At 63.3% G+C, this 20,324-nt stretch carries 19 protein-coding genes; 15 read left to right on the top strand and 4 right to left on the bottom strand.

All coding sequences use genetic code 11. The features are described from left to right. Positions 1-64: 64 nt before the first annotated feature. Together dut and coaBC are read right to left on the bottom strand one after the other, a co-directional pair. Positions 65-523: a dUTP diphosphatase gene (gene dut, locus AC5WNJ_RS15400; RefSeq protein WP_043336274.1), complete on the bottom strand. Its 459-nt coding sequence runs from the start codon at positions 521-523 to the stop codon at positions 65-67. Beyond that, positions 524-1,885, bottom strand: a complete 1,362-nt coding sequence (gene coaBC / locus AC5WNJ_RS15395; RefSeq protein WP_495930128.1) for a bifunctional phosphopantothenoylcysteine decarboxylase/phosphopantothenate--cysteine ligase CoaBC — start codon at positions 1,883-1,885, stop codon at positions 524-526. A gap of 298 nt (positions 1,886-2,183) precedes the next feature. Between coaBC and radC the strand changes: the two genes are divergently transcribed. The 11 genes from radC to AC5WNJ_RS15340 all read left to right on the top strand — a co-directional run bounded on the left by radC (position 2,184) and on the right by AC5WNJ_RS15340 (position 13,113). Then, positions 2,184-2,858 (top strand): RadC family protein, encoded by a 675-nt coding sequence (radC, locus tag AC5WNJ_RS15390; protein WP_495930127.1) that lies wholly within the window; start codon positions 2,184-2,186, stop codon positions 2,856-2,858. A 442-nt stretch (positions 2,859-3,300) separates the two neighbouring features. Next, positions 3,301-3,537 carry a 50S ribosomal protein L28 gene (gene rpmB / locus AC5WNJ_RS15385; protein ID WP_043336270.1) on the top strand — a complete coding sequence of 79 codons (237 nt, stop codon included), beginning with the start codon at positions 3,301-3,303 and terminating at the stop codon, positions 3,535-3,537. A 92-nt stretch (positions 3,538-3,629) separates the two neighbouring features. Beyond that, a complete protein-coding gene (gene rpmG, locus AC5WNJ_RS15380; protein ID WP_016417370.1) occupies positions 3,630-3,785 on the top strand; it encodes a 50S ribosomal protein L33 in 156 nt (51 codons plus the stop codon). Positions 3,786-3,941: 156 nt separating this feature from the next. Beyond that, a complete protein-coding gene (mutM, locus tag AC5WNJ_RS15375) occupies positions 3,942-4,757 on the top strand; it encodes a bifunctional DNA-formamidopyrimidine glycosylase/DNA-(apurinic or apyrimidinic site) lyase (protein WP_495930126.1) in 816 nt (271 codons plus the stop codon). A 130-nt stretch (positions 4,758-4,887) separates the two neighbouring features. Then, complete coding sequence (locus tag AC5WNJ_RS15370) at positions 4,888-6,078, top strand: class I SAM-dependent rRNA methyltransferase (protein WP_495930125.1); 1,191 nt, start codon at positions 4,888-4,890, stop codon at positions 6,076-6,078. A gap of 210 nt (positions 6,079-6,288) precedes the next feature. Beyond that, complete coding sequence (locus AC5WNJ_RS15365; protein WP_176678065.1) at positions 6,289-6,645, top strand: putative signal transducing protein; 357 nt, start codon at positions 6,289-6,291, stop codon at positions 6,643-6,645. After that, on the top strand, positions 6,642-7,148 hold the full coding sequence (locus AC5WNJ_RS15360) for an acyl-CoA thioesterase (protein WP_495930124.1): 507 nt from the start codon (positions 6,642-6,644) through the stop codon (positions 7,146-7,148). The genes AC5WNJ_RS15365 and AC5WNJ_RS15360 overlap by 4 nt, the downstream gene beginning before the upstream one ends. Positions 7,149-7,291: 143 nt before the next feature. Beyond that, positions 7,292-8,413: an alanine dehydrogenase gene (gene ald / locus AC5WNJ_RS15355; RefSeq protein WP_495930123.1), complete on the top strand. Its 1,122-nt coding sequence runs from the start codon at positions 7,292-7,294 to the stop codon at positions 8,411-8,413. A gap of 199 nt (positions 8,414-8,612) precedes the next feature. Beyond that, positions 8,613-9,626, top strand: coding sequence for a tryptophan--tRNA ligase (locus AC5WNJ_RS15350; RefSeq protein ID WP_175089686.1), 1,014 nt, complete (start codon positions 8,613-8,615; stop codon positions 9,624-9,626). Between the two features lie 251 nt (positions 9,627-9,877). Further along, positions 9,878-11,122 carry a YeeE/YedE family protein gene (locus AC5WNJ_RS15345; RefSeq protein WP_495930122.1) on the top strand — a complete coding sequence of 415 codons (1,245 nt, stop codon included), beginning with the start codon at positions 9,878-9,880 and terminating at the stop codon, positions 11,120-11,122. Between the two features lie 311 nt (positions 11,123-11,433). After that, positions 11,434-13,113 (top strand): oxaloacetate-decarboxylating malate dehydrogenase, encoded by a 1,680-nt coding sequence (locus AC5WNJ_RS15340; protein ID WP_176678061.1) that lies wholly within the window; start codon positions 11,434-11,436, stop codon positions 13,111-13,113. A 118-nt stretch (positions 13,114-13,231) separates the two neighbouring features. On the opposite strand, the gene acnA is transcribed toward AC5WNJ_RS15340, so the two are convergent. Next, the gene (acnA, locus tag AC5WNJ_RS15335) at positions 13,232-15,991 is read right to left on the bottom strand and encodes an aconitate hydratase AcnA (protein WP_495930121.1); all 2,760 of its coding nucleotides are present in this window, start codon (positions 15,989-15,991) and stop codon (positions 13,232-13,234) included. 347 nt (positions 15,992-16,338) lie between these two features. Between acnA and AC5WNJ_RS15330 the strand changes: the two genes are divergently transcribed. The 3 genes from AC5WNJ_RS15330 (at position 16,339) to trxB (ending at position 18,873) form a co-directional block, all read left to right on the top strand. Next, the gene (locus AC5WNJ_RS15330) at positions 16,339-16,701 is read left to right on the top strand and encodes a zinc ribbon domain-containing protein (RefSeq protein ID WP_176678059.1); all 363 of its coding nucleotides are present in this window, start codon (positions 16,339-16,341) and stop codon (positions 16,699-16,701) included. Between the two features lie 261 nt (positions 16,702-16,962). Next, the gene (locus AC5WNJ_RS15325; RefSeq protein WP_176678058.1) at positions 16,963-17,565 is read left to right on the top strand and encodes a peroxiredoxin; all 603 of its coding nucleotides are present in this window, start codon (positions 16,963-16,965) and stop codon (positions 17,563-17,565) included. 351 nt (positions 17,566-17,916) lie between these two features. Further along, positions 17,917-18,873: a thioredoxin-disulfide reductase gene (gene trxB / locus AC5WNJ_RS15320; RefSeq protein WP_495930120.1), complete on the top strand. Its 957-nt coding sequence runs from the start codon at positions 17,917-17,919 to the stop codon at positions 18,871-18,873. Positions 18,874-19,022: 149 nt separating this feature from the next. Here the strand turns inward: trxB and AC5WNJ_RS15315 are convergent, their stop codons facing one another. Continuing rightward, complete coding sequence (locus AC5WNJ_RS15315; RefSeq protein WP_176678056.1) at positions 19,023-19,274, bottom strand: SlyX family protein; 252 nt, start codon at positions 19,272-19,274, stop codon at positions 19,023-19,025. Positions 19,275-19,858: 584 nt separating this feature from the next. Between AC5WNJ_RS15315 and AC5WNJ_RS15310 the strand changes: the two genes are divergently transcribed. Next, positions 19,859-20,323: a cold-shock protein gene (locus tag AC5WNJ_RS15310; protein WP_043333039.1), complete on the top strand. Its 465-nt coding sequence runs from the start codon at positions 19,859-19,861 to the stop codon at positions 20,321-20,323. Position 20,324: the final 1 nt, after the last annotated feature.

Raw genomic sequence — 20,324 nt, 5'->3', positions numbered from 1 at the left:
GTGACCGGAAGCCCGGCTGCCGGTGCGAGCCTGCCGCCGGCTGCCCTGTGGCATGGCGGGGCAATCAGTGGCGACCGGAGTGGCCGAAGCCGCCTTCGCCGCGCTGGCTGGCCTCGAATTCGGAGACTTCCACCAGTTCCGCCTGTACCACTGGCACTAGCACGTACTGTGCCAGACGCTCGCCGGGTTCCAGCACGAACTCGCTTTCGCCGCGGTTCCAGACCGAGATCATCAGTTCGCCCTGGTAGTCGGAATCGATCAGGCCGACCAGATTGCCCAGCACGATGCCGTGTTTGTGCCCCAGGCCGGAGCGCGGCAGGATCATGCCGGCCAGTGCGGGGTCGGCGATATGGATCGCCAGTCCGGTGCGCACCAGCTCACAGGCGCCCGGTGCCAAGGTCAGCGGCGCGTCGAGCAGTGCGCGCAGGTCCATGCCAGCGCTGCCGGGAGTGGCGTGGTGCGGCAGCGGGTAATCGCGAACGCGCTCGTCGAGAATCTTGAGTTCGAGCCGGGGGCGGGTCATCTAAGGTGCTTCCTGGTCGTCGGTGACAGTCGGTGTAACGGTCTGGATGGCAGGGTCGAGGCTGACCCTGTGCTGATGGAGTGCCAGGGCGCGCTTCAGAATCGCGCGCGCCAGTTCCGTCTTGGGACAGGCCGCGATGGCCTGTTCGTGTTGCGTGTTCTGATCGAGCGGTTGCCACAGCAGGGTGGCGGCATTGCTGTCGCTGCCGAAGCCAAGGCCCGGCGTGCTCACATCATTGGCGACGATCATGTCGAGCTGTTTACGCGCGAGCTTGTCGCGTGCATAGCGCAGCACATCGCGGGTCTCGGCGGCGAAGCCGATCACCAGTGGCGCCCGCTGACCGGCGGCACGGCGTGCCTGCGTCTGGGCGGCGATACCGGCGATGATATCCGGATTGCGGGTCAGCGTGACCTGCATCTGCTCCTCGCCTGACTGCTTCTTGAGCTTGTGGTCGGCGACCGTGGCCGGGCGGAAATCGGCGACTGCCGCGCAGCCGATGAAGAGGTCGCTCTCGCTGGCGGCGGCCTCGGCGGCGGCCTGCATGTCCAGCGCGGATTCGACATCGATGCGCTCGACGCCAGCCGGGGTCGTAAGTGCCACCGGGCCACTGATCAGGCGCACGCTGGCGCCCAGCGCCGCGGCCTCGGCGGCCAGCGCATAGCCCATCTTGCCGGAGCTGTGATTGCTCAGGTAGCGCACCGGGTCCAGTGGCTCGCGGGTCGGGCCGGCGGTGATGGTCACCGTCAGGCCTGCGGCCGGCAATGACATCTCATTGTTCTGGCGGCCGGAGTTGCTCTGGCTCATGAGGTCGCTCTGGCTCATGAGGTCGCTCAGTGCCGTGACGATCTCTTCCGGCTCCAGCATGCGACCCGCGCCCAAGTCGCCACAGGCCTGTTCGCCGCTGGCGGGGCCGAGCAGCGTCCAGCCATCGGCACTGAGCTGGCGGGCATTGCGCTGGGTGGCAGGGTGCGCCCACATGGCCTGATTCATCGCCGGGGCCATCACCCAGCGCGCGCTGTTGGCCAGGCACAGGGTAGTGAGCAGATCATCGGCATGACCATGCACCAGGCGTGCCATCAGGTCGGCGGTGGCGGGCGCGATCAGGATGACCTCCGCCCAGCGGGCCAGCTCGATATGCCCCATGCCGGCCTCGGCTTCGGGGTCCAGCAGGGAGGTGTGCACCGGATTGCCCGACAACGCCTGCAAGGTCAGCGGTGTAATGAAGGCTTGAGCTCCTTCGGTCATGGCGATGCGCACCTCACAGCCCGCCTTTTTCAACAGGCGGGTGATCAGAGCGGCCTTGTAGGCCGCGATGCCGCCACTGATGCCCAGCAGAATGCGTCTTCCGGCGAGTGAATGCATGGTGTGTCCTGCGTCCCTGATGCGTCGATTGCTACGCTCGCGCGTTTGCCTTCTACCATATCACCGTGATGCAACCTTGCGTAGCGCCGCTGGCCCGCGACGCCGAGTGTCGCTTTGGTCCATGCGAGCGCTCGCTTCATGGGGCGGGGCTGTCATCTGATGGCATGCAGGGACCAGACGCAGGCCCGCAGGGCGGCAAGCGTTGATGCCCGCGATGGCGAAAGAGACCGCATCTAACCACGCTTCTCATGCTTTGGACTGTCAGCCATTCGGGCGACAGGGGATGGGAGAAGAGTGCATGGGGATTCGAGAGTGGCCGGTCGGAGAGCGTCCGCGTGAGAAGCTGTTGTCGTCAGGGGCAGGGGCCTTGTCAGATGCCGAGCTGCTGGCCATCTTTCTGCGCGTGGGTATAAAAGGGCGTTCGGCGGTGGATCTGGCGCGCGACCTGCTGAACACCTTCGGCGGTCTCAGGCCGTTGCTGGAGGCGACCCAGCAGGACTTCTGCGCAGCGCGCGGACTGGGTGACGCCAAGTATGTGCAGCTGCAGGCTTCACTTGAGCTGTCGCGTCGCCATCTGGAGAGCCTGTTGATGCGCGGGGATGCCCTGACGTCGCCCCTGTTGGTGCGGCGCTATCTTTCCTCGCATCTGCGTGACCTGTCGCATGAGGTGTTCGCCGCGCTGTTTCTCGACAGTCAGCATCGCGTCATCCGCTTCGAGACGCTCTTCACCGGCACGCTGGACGCCGCCGCCGTCTATCCTCGCGAAGTGGTCAAGCGGGCACTGGCCCTCAATGCCGGCGCCCTGATTCTCGCTCACAACCATCCCTCTGGCGTCGCGGAACCCAGCGAGGCCGACCGACGCATCACGCAGCGACTGGAAGAGGCACTGGGACTTTTCGATATTCGTGTGCTGGATCACTTCGTGGTCGGGGACGGCGAGGTGGTTTCGTTTGCCGAGCGCGGCTGGCTCTAGTTGGGGGTGTCGAGGAGGCTGAGGCGCTAAGTGCCCGATGACGGCACAGCCCCCGCCAGATGCGGTCGTCACTGGCGTGAGAAATGCGCAGGGATTGCAAACCAGGGCACTGGTTGTGGTAATGTTGCGCCTCCCGTATCACCCACCACAGAATTCGCGACCACTCTGGCCGACATTGGCTGAGTGAAGCGTTTGGCTGAGAAGCGTCTGTACCGACGCGACACGTCGGGCATGGGCGTGCTGGCGAAAAAAATCCGTATAGGACGTGCTTTCACGTTCCTCTTCGGGTAAAATGCTGCGCCTGCACGTTCCAGCACCCGAAAGCTTGTCTTCCGGAACGGACGTAAACACTTTGAAATCAGGGCATGAGGCGGCGCCTGCCACTTCCGGTTTGCCCGACAGGTTTTGAACAACTTAGCCAACGCAGCGGTTGGAGGCTCCAATGTCCAAAGTATGTCAGGTTACCGGCAAGCGCCCGGTGACTGGTAACAATGTTTCTCACTCCCAGCGCAAGACTCGTCGCCGGTTCCTGCCGAACCTGCACACCCATCGTTTCTGGGTTGAATCCCAGCAGCGCTTCGTCAAGCTGCGCGTCTCCACCAAGGGCATGCGCATCATCGACAAGAAGGGTATCGACGAAGTCCTCAAGGACCTCACTGCACGTGGCGAGCGCTTCTAAACACTAGAAGACAGCCCCTGTAGCAATGGCAACCGAGCCGAGGGCAACGCTCTAAATCGCTCGGTGAATGCGACTGTGGAAGGAAACTGAAAATGCGTGACAAGATCAAACTGGTGTCAAGTGCCGGTACTGGCCACTTCTACACCACCGACAAGAACAAGCGTAACACTCCGGACAAGCTTGAATTCAAGAAGTACGATCCGGTCGTTCGCAAGCACGTGATGTACAAGGAAGCCAAGATCAAGTGATCTTGTCTCCCGCCAGCGTGCTGTCGGAACCCTCGAAAACCCGGTCCTGACCGGGTTTTCGAGTATCTGGATGTCGCTGTTCCGGGCATCCTGCAACAGGGTGGCGGCTTCTGTCGTCACCCTGTTGTGCGTCTGGCGGTCAGTCGAGGAGAGAACATGCCCGAATTACCGGAAGTCGAGACGACCCGCCGCGGTATCGCGCCGCTGGTCGAGGGCCAGGAGGTCACCGAGGTGATCGTGCGTCAGCCGCGTCTGCGCACCCCCGTGCCAGGCGAGCTCGCCGAATGGCTGGTGGGTCAGCGTTTCGGCACACTTGCGCGTCGCGCCAAGTACCTGCTGTTGCCGATCGCCGATGGCCATCTGCTCTGGCACCTGGGCATGTCCGGTAGCCTCAGACTGGTGCCCATCGGCACGCCGCCACGCACGCATGATCATGTCGATGTCGTGCTCGACAACGGCCATGTGCTGCGCTATCACGACCCACGTCGCTTCGGCTTCGTCGACTTCGTACGCGGTGACCCGCATGCCGATAAGCGCCTGGTGCGACTCGGGCCGGAGCCGTTGTCCGATGCCTTCGATGGCGAGCACCTCTTTGCGCGCTCCCGCAAGCGCCGCGTGGCGATCAAGCCGTTTCTGATGGACAACGCCAATGTGGTGGGCGTAGGCAATATCTACGCAAGCGAAGCGCTGTTCATGGCGGGTGTCGATCCGCGCCGTCCTGCCGGTGAAGTGACGCGCGAGGAGTGCGAGCGCCTCGCCAACGCCGCCAGCAGCGTGCTGGCCGCGGCGATCGACCAGGGCGGCACCACGCTGCGTGACTTCGTCGGCGGTGATGGCAAGCCGGGCTACTTCGCGCAACGCCTCAACGTCTACGGACGGGGTGGCGAGCCATGCCGCGAATGCGGCCACGAGATCATGAGTCTGGTGCTGGGCCAGCGCGCCAGCTGCTTCTGCCCTTGTTGTCAGCGCTAGCGGCGAGCCGCATCAGACCACTGCTAGACCGGGGGCTCCGTGACCGGGGCCGCCATGACGACTAGAATAGGCCCGTTCGGGCGCGTCCTGTCGTCGTCCTGTCCCTTCCTCTGCTTTCTGGATATTTCCCGTGACTGAACGTCTGCGCCTGAAGAAGAATGCTGATCGCCGCCTCAAGGCCGGCCATCTGTGGCTGTACTCCAATGAAGTCGATACCGTCGCGACGCCGCTCAAGAACTTCGAGCCGGGCGCCCAGGCCATCATCGAGGCCAGCAATGGTCGTGCGATGGGTGTTGCCTACGTCAACCCGAACTCGCTGATCTGCGCGCGCATCGTGTCGCGCAACCCGGAACAGCGTCTGGATCGCTCGCTGCTGGTGCACCGCTTCAACCAGGCGCTGTCGCTGCGCGAGAGCCTTTATGACAAGCCGTTCTATCGTCTGGTCCACGGCGAAGGCGACCTGCTGCCGGGCCTGATCGTCGATCGCTTCGGCGACGTGCTGGTCTGCCAGCTCAATACCTTCGGCATGGAGCGTCTGGCGGAAGTGATCGTCGATGCGCTGCTCAAGGTCGTCAAGCCGACAGCCATCGTGTTCAAGAACGATTCCAGCGGTCGCCGTCAGGAACAGCTCGAGCGCAACGTCGAAGTCGTCTACGGCGAGCTGCCGGAAAGCGTGCTGCTGGAGGAGAACGGCGTCCAGTTCACGGCGCCGGTGCTCGACGGCCAGAAGACCGGCTGGTTCTACGACCACCGCGCCAACCGTGACTGGTTGAACCGTCAGGTCGAAGGCAAGCGCGTGCTGGACCTGTTCAGCTACGTCGGCGGTTGGGGCGTGCAGGCGGCGGCGCATGGCGCCAGCGAAGTGCTGTGTGTCGATGCTTCCGGCGCGGCGCTCGAGCATGTTTCGGACAACGCCGTGCTCAATGGTGTCGAGGACCGCGTTTCCATCGCGGAGTCGGATGTCTTCGAGGCCCTCTCGGCCCTGCGTGCGGAAGGCGAGCAGTTCGACGTCATCATCGCGGATCCGCCCGCCTTCATCCGCAAGCGCAAGGACATCACCAACGGCGAGCGCGCCTATGCACGCCTCAACCGTGAAGCCATGCGCCTGCTGGGCCGTGACGGCCTGCTGATGTCCGGCTCCTGCTCCATGCATCTGGCGCCGGAGCGCCTGATGGATGTGGTGCGTGGCGCCGTGCGTCACCAGGACCGCCATGGTCAGGTCATCTTCCAGGGCCATCAGGCTAGTGACCACCCGGTGCATCCGTCCATCCCCGAGACGTCCTACCTCAAGGCCCTCGGTGTGCGCGTCTATCGCGACTGATGACGCCTGACGGATATCAGGACTGATGGCTGTGCCATCCGGCATCGATGACAACGCCGCCCTTCGGGGCGGCGTTGTCGTCTGTGGCTTGTGAGTCGTCTGTGGCTTGTGAGTCGCCTGTGGCTTGAGTGTCGGCTATGGCCTGTCTATCGACTGCAGCCCGCTTTTGGCTAATCGTCCATGGCTCATGGACTCTGATAGTCTGACGGCATGTATAGACGACTGACATCTCATCACAATCTCGTGCTGCTCGATCACTGGCGCAACCTGCTGGAAAGCGAGGGTATCCCCTGTGAGCTGCGCAATCGCCTGCTCGGCTCGGCCGCGGGTGAGTTGCCGGTGCTCGACTGCGAGCCCCAGCTGTGGGTGGCAGAGCATGACCTTGCGCATGCCCGCCGCCTGCTGGCGAGCATCGAGGCCGCGCCGGTCCTGCCGGACTGGCAGTGTGCCTGTGGCGAACGTCTCGAGGGCAGCTTCAGCGAGTGCTGGGCGTGTGGGGCAAGTGCGCCGCAGCGGCCCGCACCACAGGCGCCCCCGCGCGATGAGGACCCGGAGTTCGTGGCATGAGCAAAGGCACCCCGAAGGCGAGCGACGCGCCGCCGTTGACGCAAGATTCCCCCGGCTGGGCACTGCCACGCCCGTTCCTGTTGCCGATCAGCGTGAATAAGAAGGCGCTGGATGGTTATGGTCACGTCAACAATGCCGAGTATGTGCGCTGGCTGGAGGACATCAGCTGGGCACACTCCGAAGCGTTGGGGCTTGGCCTGGCACACTACCGTGAGCAGGACCGCGGCATGGCAGTACACCGCCACGAGATCGACTATCTGGCCAGTGCGCGACTTGGCGATTCACTGATGCTGGCGACCTGGCTGGTGGATTGCGATGGTCGCCTGAGTCTGACGCGTCGTTTCCAGTTGCGCCGGTGCTCGGATGGCCAGACGCTGCTGGAGGCGCGCACGCGCTTTGTCTGCATCGAGCTCTCGAGTGGACGGGCCCGACGCATGCCCGGCGCCTATCGTGAATGCTATTCGGCGGCGCTGGTGAGTGAGGAAACTGCCAGTCAGCGATGATTCCTCGCATTCCACTGCATCATTGGCGTGTTTTGGTGAATCTTGCTGGTATCTGATTGGCGAGACGCTGACGAGTCTGCTGTGCTTGTAGCAGGCGTCGTGATGACGTCAGTGCATTCCGCCAGCAGTGCAAGGAGTTCACCATGCAGATTGCCGTGCCGAAGGAAATCAAGAACCACGAGTATCGCGTCGCCCTCACGCCTGCCGGTGTGCGCGAGCTGATCGCCCAGGGCCATGAGGTGATCGTCGAGTCTGGCGCCGGGGAGGGCAGTGGCTACCCCGATGTCGAATACCAGGGCGTGGGCGCGCGTCTTGAGTCGGACGTCGAGCGGGTCTTTCGCGACGCCGAGCTGATTCTCAAGGTCAAGGAGCCGCAGCCTGCCGAGGTCGCCCGGCTCACCCGCGGCCAGACCCTGTTCACCTATCTGCATCTGGCTGCCGCCCGTGAGCTGACCGAGGGCCTGCTGGAGAGCGGCGTGACGGCCATCGCCTACGAGACCATCACGGATGCCGACGGGGGCCTGCCGCTGCTGGCACCCATGAGTCGTGTCGCTGGACGCATGGCGATCCAGGCCGGCGCGCACGCACTGGAGAAGGCGCAGGGTGGCATGGGTGTGCTGTTGCCCGGCGTGCCCGGTGTGGCGCCGGCGCGGGTCACGGTGATCGGTGGTGGTGTAGTGGGGGAGAACGCGGCACGCATGGCGCTGGGGCTGGGCGCCGAGGTGGTGATTCTCGATACCTCACTGGCGCGTCTCGAGACGCTGGACCATCGCTATCAGGGCCGGATTCGTACCGTCTACTCGACCTCCGAGGCGCTGGAGGAAGCGGTGCGGCAATCGGCATTGATCATCGGTGCCGTGCTGGTGCCCGGGGCGGCGGCCCCCAAGCTGATTCGCCGCGAGCATCTGCGTAAGATGACGCCAGGCGCCGTGCTGGTGGATGTCGCCATCGATCAGGGCGGCTGCTTCGAGACCAGCCAGGCGACCACCCACGCCGAGCCGACCTACGTGGTGGATGGCGTCGTGCATTACTGCGTGGCCAACATGCCCGGCGCGGTGGCACGTACCTCGACCCAGGCGCTGACCAGCGCGACGCTGCCGTATATCGTGCGCCTCGCCAATGGCGGCTATCGCGAGGTGCTGAGCCGGGACAGCCACTTTGCCGCGGGCCTCAATGTGCACGCGGGGCAATTGATCCTGCCGGAAGTCGGCGAGGTTTTCGACATGCCCGTCACTGCACTCGCCGAGGCACTGGTGAAGGATTGAGGCGAAGGAGTGAGCCGGGCGCGCCGGCCCTTACGAAGGCTGCACGCCTCAGGGTAAGATGTGGGACATATAGCGACAGGTCATGGTAGCGGCGTTCGAGGGATTCGAGCGAGCACTGCCGCGACCTGTCGTGATCCATTGTGAGCGAGTGCGGCCCCGCGGCACGACCTCCCGACCCAGACGCCCAAGAAGTGCATCCATGACCAAGACCCGCGTTCTTACCGGCATCACGACCACCGGCACCCCTCATCTCGGCAACTATGTCGGCGCCATCAAGCCTGCCATCGAAGCCAGTCAGGACCCGACGGTCCAGTCCTTCTACTTCCTCGCCGACTTCCACGCCCTGATCAAGTGCCAGGACCCGAAGCGCGTGCAGGAGTCGCGTCGTGAGATCGCCGCCACTTGGCTGGCACTGGGTCTGGACACCGACAATGCCATCTTCTACCGCCAGTCGGACGTGCCGGAAATCCCGGAGCTGATGTGGCTGCTCAACTGCGTGTGCGCCAAGGGCTTGATGAACCGTGCGCATGCCTACAAGGGCGCCGTGGCCGAGAATGAGGAAGCGGGCATCGAGGATCTCGATCGCGGCATCAACATGGGCCTGTTCAGCTATCCGGTGCTGATGGCGGCGGACATCCTGATGTTCAATGCCCACAAGGTGCCGGTGGGGCGTGACCAGATCCAGCACATCGAGATGGCGCGCGACATGGCCGGACGCTTCAACCACCTCTTCAAGGGCAACTACTTCACCATGCCCGAGGCGGTGACCGACGAGAAATCCCAGCTGCTGCTTGGCCTCGATGGCCGCAAGATGTCCAAGAGCTACAACAACACCATTCCGCTGTTCGGCACCGAGAAGCAGCTGCTCAAGAGCGTGCGCAAGATCAAGACCAACTCGCTGGAGCCGGGCGAGCCGAAGGACCCGGATACCTGTTCGCTGTTCCAGATCTATTCGGCCTTCGCCACCGAGGCGGAAGTCGCCGCCATGCGTGAGCAGTACGCGGCCGGCATCGGCTGGGGCGACGCCAAGAACCAGCTGTTCGAATACCTGAATGATCACCTCAAGGCGCCGCGCGAGCGTTACGTCGAGCTGATGGAAGACCCGGCGCATGTCGAGGCGATCCTCAAGCGTGGCGCCGAGCGGGCCCGCGAAGAGGCCGCACCGATGATGGAGCGTCTGCGTCGCGCTGTAGGTCTGGGCAACTTCCTCTAGATCGCCTGTCCACGCTGCTCGCTCGGCCCCCCGTCATCTTCCCGGATGGCGGGGGTTTCTGTTGTTGGCGCCATCGTTTCAGAGGGTGGCGTCATCGGGGCTGTCGGGCTGATGGCGCCCGGGGCGTGATGTCAGGCATATACCTGAAGGGAATGAAAAGCATGCTGGAAATTCATTCACAGCTATAAAGCGACGCGTTAGGCTTGCCGCATCAATGCTTCAAGCATACTGAATACACAAGGGGGTACGACATGAGTCAACACGCGATGCCGGGCAAGGCCAGTGAGCCTGCCCAGCCGTCTACCACCATCAACCCTCGCGCCGTCTGGGCGGGTGGGCTGCTGGTCATTGCCTCCGTGCTGCTGAGCCTGATCGCCGGCTGGCGCCAGGGCCTGCTGTTGCTGATCGGCGGCGCGCTGGGAGTGGTGCTCTACCACGCGGCCTTCGGCTTCACCTCCGCCTGGCGAGTGTTCATCACCGAGCGTCGTGGTCGCGGCCTGCGTGCCCAGATGCTGATGCTGGCGGTCGCCGTGGTGCTGTTCTTCCCGGTATTGGCAGCGGGCAGCCTGTGGGGACAGGACGTCTCCGGCTTCGTCTCGCCGCTGGGCACCTCCGTCGTGGTCGGCGCCTTCCTGTTCGGCCTCGGCATGCAGCTGGGTGGCGGTTGCGCCTCGGGCACGCTGTTCACCGTCGGTGGCGGCAATGCGCGCATGGTGATCACCCTGATTTTCTTCTGCGTCGGCTCGGTGATCGGCACCGCGCACTTCAGTTGGTGGCAGAGCCTGCCGTCGCTGCCCGCCGTCTCGCTGGTGGACAGCTTCGGTGCACTGGGCGGCATCATCGTCAGCCTGGTGCTGTTCGCCATCATCGTGCTGGTGACACGCACGCTGGAGAAGCGTCGTCACGGTGAGCTCGAGAAGGCCGCCGTGACCGATAGTCAGCCGCGTGGCCTGTCACGTTTCCTGCGCGGCCCCTGGCCACTGCTGGCGGGTGCCGTGGCGCTGGCGCTGCTCAACTTCGCCACCCTGGCCCTGGCCGGGCGTCCGTGGGGTATCACCTCGGCCTTCGCGCTGTGGGGCACCAAGGTCTACACCACACTGGGCTTCGATGTCAGTGACTGGGGTTACTGGCAGGCGGCGGGCAATGCCAAGGCACTGGCGGCACCGCTCTACACGGACATCACCACGGTAATGAACATCGGCATCGTGGTGGGGGCGCTGGCGGCGGCGCTGCTGGCCGGCAAGTTCGCACCGAAGTGGAACATTCCGCTGCGCTCGCTGGTGGCTGCCGTGCTGGGTGGCCTGCTGCTGGGCTACGGCGCGCGCCTGGCCTTCGGCTGCAACATCGGCGCCTACTTCGGCGGCATCTCCTCCGGTAGCCTGCATGGCTGGCTGTGGCTGGTGATGGCCTTCGCCGGCAACATGCTGGGCGTGAAGCTGCGTCCCTTCTTCGCCCTTGCGCCGCGCAAGCCGGCATCGCGTGCCGATCTGGCTTGAGCCATTCCTCGCACGTGACCGCGAACGCCTCGCTCCTTCCCCGTCAGGGGGGTGAGCGGGGCGTTTCTCGTCATGCAGTACCCTTGTCTGCGCAACGCACGCCGCCCTTGCGCAGGCTGCCGGAGATAGCACTGCGCGTGCTATCATCATGCCTTGTTCGCACGTGGAAACTGCACGTCGAAAGGTCCCTCGGACGCCCGGTTGCCAGCAGGTCTTCTGCGGTGCTTCAGCGGGCATGCTGCGCTTGTCTGCCGGCATGCCGAGAAGCTTGCCGAGCGTGAGGTCGTCCCCACTGATTCAAGAGTCTCGCCATGACGGATACTTCCAAGCGCGCCCTGTATGTTCCTTACGCCGGCCCGAGCCTGCTCGAGATGCCGCTGCTCAACAAGGGCAGCGCCTTCAGCCTCGAGGAGCGTGTCAGCTTCAATCTGATGGGCTTGCTGCCGCAGAATGTCGAGAGCATCGAAGAGCAGGTCGCGCGTGTCTACAGCCAGTATCAGCAGTGCGCCACCGACCTCGACAAGCACATCCTGTTGCGCTCGGTGCAGGACGACAACGAGACCCTGTTCTTCCGTGTGATCGAGGAACACCTCGAGGAGATGATGCCGATCATCTACACCCCGACCGTCGGTCAGGCGTGCGAGGAGTTTTCCAACATCTACCGCAACCACCGCGGCCTGTTCATCTCCTACCCGGACCGCGAGCACATGGATGACATCCTGCGATCCGCGACCAAGGACAACGTCAAGGTCATCGTCGTCACCGATGGCGAGCGTATCCTGGGGCTGGGCGATCAGGGCATCGGCGGCATGGGTATCCCCATCGGCAAGCTGTCACTGTACACCGCCTGTGGCGGCATCAGCCCGGCCTACACGCTGCCGATCTCGCTGGATCTTGGCACCAACAACCAGAAGCTGCTCGACGACCCGCGCTACATGGGCTGGCGTCACGAGCGCGTCACCGGTGATGACTACAACGCCTTCGTGGCCGAATTCATCACTGCCGTGAAGCGTCGCTGGCCGAAGGCCATGATCCAGTTCGAGGACTTCGCGCAGGCCAACGCCATGCCGCTGCTCGAGCGTTACCGCGATGAAGTGTGCTGCTTCAACGACGACATCCAGGGCACCGCCTCCGTGGTGGTCGCGACCCTGATGGCGGCCTGCAAGGCCAAGGGCGAGAAGCTCTCCGACCAGCGCGTCACCTTCCTGGGTGCCGGTAGCGCCGGCTGCGGTATCGCCGAGATGATCGTGGTGGCGATGGTCAAGGAAGGCATGGACGAGGCCGAGGCCCGCAAGCGCGTCTTCATGGTCGATCGCTTCGGTCTGCTGACCAGCGACATGGAAGGCCTCTACGACTTCCAGAGCCGTCTGGCCCACGACGTCGACAGCGTGGCCGACTTCGGTGACCGCGGCCTGCTGGATGTGGTCAAGGCCGCCAAGCCGAGCGTGCTGATCGGTGTGTCCGGCCAACGTGGCCTGTTCAGCGAAGACGTGATCCGTGCCGTGCAGGCCGGCTGCGAGAGCCCGCTGGTGATGCCGCTGTCCAACCCGACCTCACGCGTCGAAGCGACACCGGCGGAAGTCATCGAGTGGACCGACGGCAAGGCGCTGGTCGCCACCGGCAGCCCGTTCGCGCCGGTCGAGCACAATGGCCATACCCACGCGATCGCTCAGTGCAACAATGCCTACATCTTCCCGGGCATCGGTCTGGGTGTGCTGGCGTCCAATGCCTCACGCATCACCGACAACATGCTGATGGCCGCCGCCAACGCGCTGGCCAACAACGCTCCCATCGTCCTGAAGGGCGAGGGCGCGCTGCTGCCGTCACTTGGCGACATCCAGGATATCAGCCGTCAGATCGCCTTCGACGTGGCGCGTCAGGCCCAGACCGATGGTGTGGCGCTGACCTCCAGCGACGAGATCATCCAGGCCAACATCGAGAAGAACTTCTGGCAGCCGCGTTACCGCGCCTACCGTCGCAAGGCATTCTGATCGCGCCTGCGCCGTCATTGAGCGCATGGTACAGATTGCGTAAATGAAGAAGCCCCCACAGGCCATGCCTGCGGGGGCTTTTGTGTGGCAGTCAGCGCTGCGGTGAGCGGCTGGCGGGTTACAGCATGCCGCGCAGCACGTAGTGGAGGATGCCGCCATGGCGGTAGTACTCCAGCTCGTTGTCGGTATCGATGCGACACAGCGCCTCGATCTTCTGCTCACCCTTGTCGCTCTTGAAGGTGACCTCGACCTTGCCGCCGGCCGTCAGGTCATTCAGGCCGCTGATTCTGATTTCCTCATCACCGGTCAGCCCCAGCGACTGGCGGCTCTCGCCTTGTGGGAACTGCAGCGGCACCACGCCCATGCCGATCAGGTTGGAGCGGTGGATGCGCTCGTAGGACTCGGCGATCACCGCACGCACGCCCAGCAGCAGGGTGCCCTTGGCGGCCCAGTCACGTGAGGAGCCGGTGCCGTACTCCTTGCCGGCGACGACCACCAGCGGCGTGCCTTCCTCGGCGTACTTCATGGCGGCATCGTAGATGGCCATCTGCTCGCCGGACGGTACGTGGCGGGTCTCGCCGCCCTCGACACCATCGAGCATCTCGTTGCGGATACGCACGTTGGCGAAGGTGCCGCGCATCATCACTTCGTGGTTGCCGCGACGCGAGCCGTAGGAGTTGAAGTCCTTGACCTCGACCCCGTTCTCCTTGAGGTAGCGACCCGCCGGGCTGTCCGGCTTGATGGCGCCGGCCGGCGAGATGTGGTCGGTGGTCACCGAGTCGCCGAGCATCGCCAGCACGCGGGCATTCTCGACATCCTGAACGGCTTCGGGCTCACGCTGCATGCCTTCGAAGAACGGCGGATGCTGGATGTAGGTGGAATCCTTCCACTCATACACTTCGGCTTCCGGTACCTCGATGGCCTGCCAGGTCTCATCACCGTCGAAGACCTCGGCGTACTCCTTGCGATACATCTCGGTACGTACCTGCTCGACGGCCTCGGCGATCTCGGCCTGACTCGGCCAGATGTCCTTGAGGAAGACGTCATTGCCCTCGGTGTCCTTGCCCAGCGGCTCCTTGGAGAGATCGACCCGTACGGTGCCGGCGAGAGCATAGGCGACCACCAGGGGCGGCGACGCCAGCCAGTTGGTACGCACGTTGGGATGCACGCGACCCTCGAAGTTGCGGTTGCCCGACAGCACCGAGGCGACCGTCAGGTCGCGCGCATTGATGGCGTCCTCGACCGGTTCCGGCAGCGGGCCGGAGTTGCCGATACAGGTGGTGCAGCCATAGCCGACCAGGTTGAAGCCCAGCTCGTTGAGGTCATCCTGCACGCCGGCAGTCGCCAGGTAATCGGTGACGACCTTGGAGCCCGGCGCCAGTGAGGTCTTGACCCACGGCTTGCTGCTCAGGCCTTTCTCGCGCGCCTTGCGCGCCACCAGGCCCGCCGCCAGCATCACGCTGGGGTTGGAGGTGTTGGTGCAGGAGGTGATGGCGGCGATGACCACATCACCGTGGTCGAGACGGAAGGTCTCGCCATCCAGCTCGCTGTAATCGCCGTTCTTCACCTCGCTCTGCTTGTCGTAGCTCTGCTTGACATCGACGGCGGTCTGGCCACCCTCGGACAGCCACTTGCCGTCCTCGATGTCCGGCACTTCTCCCAGTTGATCACCGAGAATCTTCTCGAAGGTCTGCTTGATGTCAGTGAGCGCGACGCGGTCCTGCGGGCGTTTGGGGCCAGCGAGGGAGGCGACGACATCAGTCATGTCCAGCTCGAGCGTATCGGAGAAGACCGGTTCGTGGCCCGGTTCGCGCCACAGGCCCTGCTCCTTGGCATAGGCCTCGACCAGCGCGACCTGCTCATCGGAGCGACCGGACAGACGCATGTAGTTGAGCGTCTCGTCATCCAGCGGGAAGAAGCCGCAGGTAGCGCCATACTCCGGCGCCATGTTGGCGATGGTCGCGCGGTCGGCCAGCGGCAGGTCATCCAGGCCATCACCGTAGAACTCGACGAATTTGCCGACCACGCCACGGCTTCTCAGCATCTGGGTGACGGTCAGTACCAGGTCCGTCGCGGTGATGCCTTCGTTGAGCTTGCCGGTCAGCTTGAAGCCGACCACTTCCGGAATCAGCATCGAGACCGGCTGGCCGAGCATCGCGGCTTCCGCCTCGATACCGCCGACGCCCCAGCCGAGAACGCCGAGGCCGTTGATCATGGTGGTATGGGAGTCGGTGCCGACCAGGGTGTCGGGGTAGGCGAAGGTCTTGCCATCCACTTCACGTGTGAAGACAGCGCGGCCGAGGTATTCCAGGTTCACCTGATGGCAGATACCGGTGCCTGGCGGGACGACGGAGAAGTTGTCGAAGGCCTGCTGGCCCCAGCGCAGGAATTCGTAACGTTCGCGGTTGCGCTCCATCTCGATGCGCACGTTGTCCTTGAAGGCGCTCGGATCGCCGTAGTGATCCACCATCACCGAGTGGTCGATGACCAGGTCCACCGGAGTCAGCGGGTTGACCTTCTCGGGATCGGCGCCGAGCTTCTTGACGGCGTCACGCATGGAGGCCAGATCGACCACACCGGGCACGCCGGTGAAGTCCTGCATCAGCACGCGCGCTGGACGATAGCCGATCTCATGGGTGCTGGAAGCGGTCTTCTGCCAGTCGGCCAGTGCCTTGATGTCTTCCTTGGTCGCGGTTTCACCGTCCTCGAAGCGCAGCTGGTTTTCCAGCAGCACCTTGAGCGTGAAGGGCAGTCGCGTCAGGTCGCCAAGCGTGTCGGCCGCCTTCTTGAGCGAGTAGTAGTGATAGCGCTTGTCTCCGACTTCCAGCTCGGAGAGGGTGTCAAGCGAATCCAGTGACTGAGAGCGCTGGGAACCCATGATTCTCCTCCTTGTCGTTGTCTTCACCGGCCAGACTGCTGAAGTGTCATCCAACAGGCGCGTCAGGTGCCGTGGCCGGATGCGACGCGTCGCGAGAGCGACTGCCAGGTCGCGGATCATTGCCTACATAAGGCTATGGTCATCATGTGACAGGAATTCAAGCACACGCCAGTATCGAGGATAGTGTGGGGCAAGGAACCCTGCGTCGCGTTCGCTGCCATAGAGGATGCCGTCACGATTCTCGCGCGGCGTGAATGCGGCCTCTGAGGTATCCAATGCAATGGCATCCGAAACGGTGCCCCTCGCAACGTCCGTCGCGTTCACCATCAGGCACAACGGAGGCTGTCATGAACGATCAAGGGCGCAGGCCGAGCGAATCCGGCGAGCTGTTGGAAGATGATGAGGTTCTGGATGCGGCGGTCGAGCAGTGGCTGGCGGAGCATTCCTCGGGGCAGTCCGATGAATGGCCGGGTCATGAGCTGCTGGACGATGAGGAGGGGCCGGTCAATGAGGCGCTGCATGAGGTGGAGATCCACTGTCCCTACTGCGATACGCCATTCACGGTGTTTCTGGATCTGGACGAGGGCAGTCTGACCAACATCATCGACTGCGAGCGTTGCTGTCAGCCGATTCAGGTGCGCCAGCAGGTCGACCCGATCAGCGGGGAACTCGAAGGTCTGGATATCGGCCAGGATGACGACGTGCTGTGATGACCGCCTACGGCGTGATCACGTGAGCGCCGTGTGTGGCTGGCTTCCAAGGCAGGGTACCGGAGATGCTGTATTCTATGGGCGAGGTCACTTATGATCCTGACACTCGCTGTCAGCGTCATCGCGCTGCCATAGGCAATCTCTATGGTGGTGATTGCAGCAAACATTTGGCATCTGCCACACGTGGCGATTAGTCTGTGTGGCGATTCATCACAAAGGCGGTCCGCTGCCTTTATCATCATTATTCCTCAGGAGATCACCATGAGCGTATTGGTCGGACGTCAGGCCCCGGATTTCGAAGCCGCAGCAGTGCTGGGCGACGGTACCATCGTCGACAACTACAAGCTGTCTGATTCCAACGGCAAGCTGCGCGTGCTGTTCTTCTGGCCGCTGGACTTCACCTTCGTTTGCCCGTCTGAAATCATCGCCCACGACAACCGTCTGGCGAAGTTCAAGGAACTCGGCGTCGAGGTCATCGGTGTGTCCATCGACTCCCAGTTCACTCACCACGCATGGCGCAAGACCTCTCCGGACGCTGGCGGCATCGGTGAAGTCGGCTTCCCGATCGTGGCTGACGTCAAGCACGAAGTCACCCAGGCATACGGCATCGAGCATCCGGAAGCTGGCGTCGCTCTGCGCGCTTCCTTCCTGATCGACGAAGAGGGTGTCGTTCAGCACCAGGTCGTCAACAACCTGCCGCTGGGCCGTAACGTCGACGAGATGGTCCGCATGGTCAAGGCCCTGCAGTTCCACCAGACCAACGGCGAAGTCTGCCCGGCAGGTTGGGAAGAAGGTCAGGAAGGCATGAAGGACACCGCTGAAGGTGTTGCCAAGTACCTGGCAGGCCACTCCAGCAGCCTGTAAGTCGCTGCTGACGAGATCAGTTCATGCATTCCATGGCTGACTGATCGAGCGCCTGCCTCCGACACCTCTGCGTGAGTGTATCGACAGGCAGGCGAACCGGAAGCCGTCGCCCCTGGCGGCGGCTTCCGTGTATCTGAAGCTTGCGTCATAAGCATCTGCGATGCCGGTCTGAGCGCAGTGCTGAAAGCCTGGCCCGTCTGCGCTACTCTGCGCAGTCCTCCGTTCCATCACCACCGTGTCCTGAGCCATGCCGATCGCGCTCGCTGTCCGTATCGCTCAGCACATTGATCATCAGCCGTCGCTGCGGCGGCTGGTGAATTTCTCCGCCTTCATCTGTCACTGAGGTCATCCATGAGCAATGTCCGTCACGAACGCCTGATCATTCTCGGTTCCGGCCCGGCGGGTTACACCGCTGCCGTCTATGCCGCGCGTGCCAATCTCAAACCGCTGTTGATCACCGGCATGCAGATGGGTGGCCAGCTGACCACTACCACCGATGTCGACAACTGGCCGGGTGATGATGCCGGCGTGCAGGGACCGGAGCTGATGGAGCGCATGCGCCGTCACGCCGAGCGCTTCGAGACCGAGATCCTGTTCGATCACATCAATGAAGTGACCCTCGGTGAGCGTCCCTTCCTGCTCAAGGGCGACAACGGCAGCTACAGCTGTGACGCCCTGATCATCGCTACCGGCGCCAGCGCGCAGTACCTGGGCCTGCCGAGTGAGCAGCAGTTCATGGGCCAGGGCGTCTCGGCCTGTGCGACCTGTGACGGCTTCTTCTATCGCAATCAGGAAGTCGTGGTGGTCGGTGGTGGCAACACCGCTGTCGAGGAAGCGCTGTACCTGTCCAACATCGCCTCCAAGGTCACGTTGGTGCATCGCCGTGACAGCCTGCGCGCCGAGAAGATCCTGCAGGACAAGCTGTTCGACAAGGTCGAGAACGGCAACATGGCGGTCGAATGGCACCACACCCTCGACGAAGTGCTGGGCGACAACTCCGGCGTCACCGGCGTGCGTCTGCGTCATGTCGAAAGCGGCGCCACCAAGGAGTTGAGCTCGATGGGCGTGTTCATCGCCATCGGCCACCGTCCGAATACCAGCCTGTTCGAAGGCCAGCTCGAGATGCAGGGCGGCTATCTCAAGGTCCAGTCCGGTCTGGAAGGCAATGCCACCCAGACCAGCATCCCCGGTGTCTATGCCTGTGGCGATGTGATGGACCACGTCTACCGTCAGGCGATCACCTCTGCCGGTACCGGCTGCATGGCGGCGCTGGATGCCGAGCGTTATCTGGACGGCCTGACCGCTTGAGGTCGCCCTGTCCATTTCGGCACTGTTTTATTCGAGAAAGTCTGATTCGAGAAGGCCTGATTCAGCACTGCCTGACCGGCCCCGCAGCCTCGCTGCGGGGCCGGCCTGCGTTCAAGGCCCTGTCAGGACTTGGCTGGGAGGGCTGAGGCTCAGTAATGGGGTGGCAGCTCGTCGTGTGGCTGCGCACTGAAAGGTGCTGTCGAGTCTGCATCGCCTTGCTGTTCGCGCAGGGTGCGGAGCTGGCTGGCCATCAGCGCGGTGAGGCGCTCGAGGGTCTCTATCTGGCGCTGCTGGGCGATGACGGTGCGATCGAGGGTCTCGAGCCAGTCATCCTGATGCGCGAGGCGCGATTCCAGTGCTTCCAGTCGGGCTTCCAGGTTGGGATCAGTCGAGGTTGTCATGCATCTGGGTTCCAGAGGGTGAGGGAATGGTCCGCGTGGGCAGTGGGGGAGGAGGGTAAGGCGGCCGCCGTTGGATGACGACTCATGCCACGATTTCTGAGCGATGGCACGCCGAATCGTTGCTGCGGTCGTTGCCTGGATCGTTGTCGAAGTACCGCAAAGTGTTGAAGGATTGTCACTGAGTTGCCTCAGACGCATCAGGAAGAGGCGTGATAGACTGCTGACAGTGCGATTGACTTGTTTTTCGTATATCGCACCCATTGACGGCCTTCGATTGCCTGCGCTTCGCGCGTCATTGACAGGGCCGGTTCCATCGACTGATGTGGAGTTACCTGCATCACGAGCCACGACGTCACCAGAGCGATGCACAGGTATCTTCGCGTGTATCAGTGACGGTGACGGGCACCGCCGTGAGGCGCTGCATTCAGGCAGTTTCCCGACTGACGATAGCTGCTGTAACCCTGTCGTGCGGTCAGGCGCTGTCCATTGCGATCAAGGGCAGAACATTCTGATAGGGATCATCCGAAGCACTCATTTCTGCCCTCGCGTTACACCTCCACCCATTACCTAGAGAGTTTATCTTGATGAGTTCCAAGACGTTCTTCCGTTGTTTCATCATCAGCCTGCTGCTGGCACTGCCGGCACCGTTGCTGATTGCTGTCTTCATCACCCTGACCGGCGGCCAGCTGGCCGACACCCTGAGCCAGGCGCTTAGCGTCGAGGGCTTCGAGCTGGCGTACGCGGCTGCCGTCGCGGCCGTGTTCATCCTGCTGTTGATCGCGACGCTTGCCATCCCGGTGCTGTCTCCGCGCTCTGCGGTACTGGCTGAAGTCGAGGACGACGATCGTGAGATCGGCGAGGTCAAGTGGTTCAACGTCAACAAGGGCTACGGTTTCGTGACCCGTGAAAGTGGTGAAGATGTCTTCGTTCACTTCCGTGCCATTCGTGGCAAGGGCCACCGTACCTTGGCCGAAGGTCAGAAAGTGCGTTACCACGTCATCAGCAATGAGCGTGGCCTGCAGGCGGATGACGTGACAGTCATCACCTGAT

This window comes from Cobetia sp. PDI-23MA (assembly GCF_059507735.1).
The sequence above is the reverse complement of the archived record's forward strand: the minus strand, read 5'-3'. Positions and strand labels throughout refer to the sequence as shown.

What these genes read in the sequence shown, in the direction of transcription:
- dut (WP_043336274.1), bottom strand. Translation starts at nt 523, where the DNA reads ATGACCCGCCCCCGGCTCGAACTCAAGATTCTCGACGAGCGCGTTCGC.
- coaBC (WP_495930128.1), bottom strand. Translation starts at nt 1,885, where the DNA reads ATGCATTCACTCGCCGGAAGACGCATTCTGCTGGGCATCAGTGGCGGC.
- radC (WP_495930127.1), top strand. Translation starts at nt 2,184, where the DNA reads ATGGGGATTCGAGAGTGGCCGGTCGGAGAGCGTCCGCGTGAGAAGCTG.
- rpmB (WP_043336270.1), top strand. Translation starts at nt 3,301, where the DNA reads ATGTCCAAAGTATGTCAGGTTACCGGCAAGCGCCCGGTGACTGGTAAC.
- rpmG (WP_016417370.1), top strand. Translation starts at nt 3,630, where the DNA reads ATGCGTGACAAGATCAAACTGGTGTCAAGTGCCGGTACTGGCCACTTC.
- mutM (WP_495930126.1), top strand. Translation starts at nt 3,942, where the DNA reads ATGCCCGAATTACCGGAAGTCGAGACGACCCGCCGCGGTATCGCGCCG.
- AC5WNJ_RS15365 (WP_176678065.1), top strand. Translation starts at nt 6,289, where the DNA reads ATGTATAGACGACTGACATCTCATCACAATCTCGTGCTGCTCGATCAC.
- AC5WNJ_RS15360 (WP_495930124.1), top strand. Translation starts at nt 6,642, where the DNA reads ATGAGCAAAGGCACCCCGAAGGCGAGCGACGCGCCGCCGTTGACGCAA.
- ald (WP_495930123.1), top strand. Translation starts at nt 7,292, where the DNA reads ATGCAGATTGCCGTGCCGAAGGAAATCAAGAACCACGAGTATCGCGTC.
- AC5WNJ_RS15350 (WP_175089686.1), top strand. Translation starts at nt 8,613, where the DNA reads ATGACCAAGACCCGCGTTCTTACCGGCATCACGACCACCGGCACCCCT.
- AC5WNJ_RS15345 (WP_495930122.1), top strand. Translation starts at nt 9,878, where the DNA reads ATGAGTCAACACGCGATGCCGGGCAAGGCCAGTGAGCCTGCCCAGCCG.
- AC5WNJ_RS15340 (WP_176678061.1), top strand. Translation starts at nt 11,434, where the DNA reads ATGACGGATACTTCCAAGCGCGCCCTGTATGTTCCTTACGCCGGCCCG.
- acnA (WP_495930121.1), bottom strand. Translation starts at nt 15,991, where the DNA reads ATGGGTTCCCAGCGCTCTCAGTCACTGGATTCGCTTGACACCCTCTCC.
- AC5WNJ_RS15330 (WP_176678059.1), top strand. Translation starts at nt 16,339, where the DNA reads ATGAACGATCAAGGGCGCAGGCCGAGCGAATCCGGCGAGCTGTTGGAA.
- AC5WNJ_RS15325 (WP_176678058.1), top strand. Translation starts at nt 16,963, where the DNA reads ATGAGCGTATTGGTCGGACGTCAGGCCCCGGATTTCGAAGCCGCAGCA.
- trxB (WP_495930120.1), top strand. Translation starts at nt 17,917, where the DNA reads ATGAGCAATGTCCGTCACGAACGCCTGATCATTCTCGGTTCCGGCCCG.
- AC5WNJ_RS15315 (WP_176678056.1), bottom strand. Translation starts at nt 19,274, where the DNA reads ATGACAACCTCGACTGATCCCAACCTGGAAGCCCGACTGGAAGCACTG.
- AC5WNJ_RS15310 (WP_043333039.1), top strand. Translation starts at nt 19,859, where the DNA reads ATGAGTTCCAAGACGTTCTTCCGTTGTTTCATCATCAGCCTGCTGCTG.